This is a genomic window from Alcanivorax sp. HI0083 (assembly GCF_001635175.1).
On sequence record NZ_LWFX01001039.1, the window covers coordinates 1 to 2,480 of the forward strand.

At 56.9% G+C, this 2,480-nt stretch carries 3 protein-coding genes; all 3 read left to right on the top strand.

All coding sequences use genetic code 11. The annotated features are described in order from the left end of the window. Positions 1-352, top strand: a 352-nt coding sequence (locus A3754_RS13355; RefSeq protein ID WP_063520086.1) for an NfeD family protein, incomplete at its 5' end; no start/stop codon positions are given. A gap of 61 nt (positions 353-413) precedes the next feature. Continuing rightward, positions 414-1,373 carry an SPFH domain-containing protein gene (locus A3754_RS13360; RefSeq protein WP_063520087.1) on the top strand — a complete coding sequence of 320 codons (960 nt, stop codon included), beginning with the start codon at positions 414-416 and terminating at the stop codon, positions 1,371-1,373. 213 nt (positions 1,374-1,586) lie between these two features. After that, positions 1,587-2,480: DUF1254 domain-containing protein (locus A3754_RS13365; RefSeq protein WP_156496986.1), on the top strand; the 894-nt coding region annotated here is incomplete at its 3' end.

The window sequence follows — 2,480 nt, forward strand, 5'->3', positions numbered from 1 at the left end:
CGGCAGCCTGAAATTTCTCGGCCTGATTGATGACACGACCTGGGAACTCACTATTTTCGCGGTTACCAGCCTGTTGCTGCTGGTGTTTGTTCGCCGGGTTCTCAATGACAAGCTGATGGGGCGCGAACGGCAACGCCAGGGCGAGGAAGACAGCGCCGGCCTGATCGGCCACCGCGCCACCGTGGCTGAAGCCTTTGCCAAAGGCACAGGCACCGTAAACTACCGTGGCGCACGCTGGCAGGCCCAGTGCAGCCAGCCGCTGAACCCTGGTGACATGGTACGCATCACCCAGCACGAAGGACTCTGGCTGACAGTGGAACCCTGGCCGGCGGTTAAACCTGAAAACGACTGACGAACCCATTACGGATTTCTCTTTCTTTCATCACTCTACGCAATAACAAGGAACTGTATTCATGGCTGGTTTGATTATTTCCGGACTTCTCGCCCTCGGCGTTGTCGTGCTGCTCTTCATGGTCATTCGTATCGTGCCCCAGCGGCAGGTCTATGTGGTTGAGCGACTGGGCAAATACCAGACATCCCTGGATGCTGGCCTGCATTTTCTGATGCCCTTTATCGACCGTGTCGCCTACAAGCATTCCCAGAAAGAAATTGTTCGCGACGTACCGCGCCAGAGCTGTATCACCAAGGACAACATCGAAGTGTCTATCGACGGCGTCATGTACCTGCAAGTCATCGACCCCAAAGCCGCCAGCTACGGCGTGGACGACTATGTCATGGCGGCCCAGCAACTGGCCCAGACCACCTTGCGTTCGGTGATCGGTAAAATTGATCTGGACAAAACCTTCGAAGAACGTGGCGAAATCAATATGGAAGTGGTTCGCGCCGTTGACGAAGCCGCCCAACCCTGGGGCGTGAAAGTGCTGCGTTACGAAGTGGCCGACATCAACCTGCCCGTATCCATCAAGGATGCCATGGAGAAACAGGTCCGCGCCGAGCGGGAACGTCGCGCGGTGGTTGCTGAATCCGAAGGTGAGCGCCAGGCCGCCATTAACCGTTCCGAGGGTGACCGCCAGGCGGCGATCAACCGCTCCGAAGGTGAAAAGCAGGAGATGATCAACATCTCTGAAGGTGAGAAAATGAAGCAAATCAACGAGGCGGAAGGTCGCGCCCGTCAGATCGAGCTGATCGCCACCGCCACCGGCGAAGGTCTGCGCCAGGTTGCCTCTGCCGTGAAAGAAGACGGCGGCCAGGAAGCCGTCAGCCTGCGTATCGCAGAGCAATACGTTACCGCCTTCGAGAAAGTCGCCAAGGAATCCACCACCATGCTGCTGCCCCAGGGGCTCAGCGATATCGGCGGCACCGTCGCCAGCCTGCAAAAAGTCCTCAAGACCGTGGAAAAGACCCCCGCTTGATTTCCAGCCCTGCGAGCGACCGCCATGCGCTCGCTCGCAGGATTATCCCCTTCTTCAAACTCTTCGTCCCCTGCTAGCGCCCCGCAAACCTCGACCTGTTCACCCTTTCCTGGTGAACCCGAATAAATGAAAAGCCTGTTATCTGCTCCATGGTAATTAACCTGCCCCTGCTATAGATTTTATAAGGACAGGAATTCTGACATGGAGAGTATTATGAAACCCGGTATCCTAGCCGCTGGTCTGCTTGGGGCTGTTGCCCTTGTCGGCTGCAACAACGACAGCTCTGAAGAATCCGCACCGACCAACACAGCGCCTCCCGAAAACACCCCCGCAGCAGCCACCACAGTTCCTGACAATGAAACGCTTTCTCGCTCATTTGAAGACCTGAACCAGCCCGAAGAAGGGGCATCCATGTCCGAGTCTTACGCCAGGGTGGTTGCCGCTCAGTCCTATGTCTGGGCCTGGCCCATGGTCAACCAGGCGAATCGACGCGCGGGCATTACCCAGGCACCCAAACCTGGGTTACTCAACGGCATCGTACCAGTGGCCCCTCAGGGACACATTGCCATGCTCAATGACTACATTGATCCGGCAGAAACCTTTGTCACCTGCCCCAATCAGGATGTGGTTTATGGGCTGGGTTTCTTCTCTCTGAACGAGCAACCCGTTGTCATCCAGGTACCGGATTTTGGCGACCGTTTCTGGGTTTATGCGATTTATGACCAGCGCACCGATCAGGTCGGCGAACTGGGCACGCCCTATGGCACCGAGCCCGGCTTTTATCTTCTGGTCGGTCCCAACTGGGAAGGCGACGTGCCGGAAGGCATCAATGAGGTTATCCGCTCTTCCACGGAACTGGCCAACATGATCCCCCGCGCCTTCATGGATTCCACCGAAGAAGACAAGCAAGCCATTCAGCCAGTGATCAGCCAGATCAACGCCTATCCGCTGGAAGATTTCGATGGCGAAATGAAAACCACGGACTGGTCCCAGCTACCCACGTTCCCGGCACCGAAAAGCGACGGGGAAACCAAATGGGTAGAGCCGGAAAAATTCTTTGACCAGCTACACGCCGTACTGGACCAGGTACCGCCGCTGCCAGGCGAG

Coding starts and splice junctions, on each gene's coding strand:
- A3754_RS13360 (WP_063520087.1), top strand. CDS start 414: ATGGCTGGTTTGATTATTTCCGGACTTCTCGCCCTCGGCGTTGTCGTG.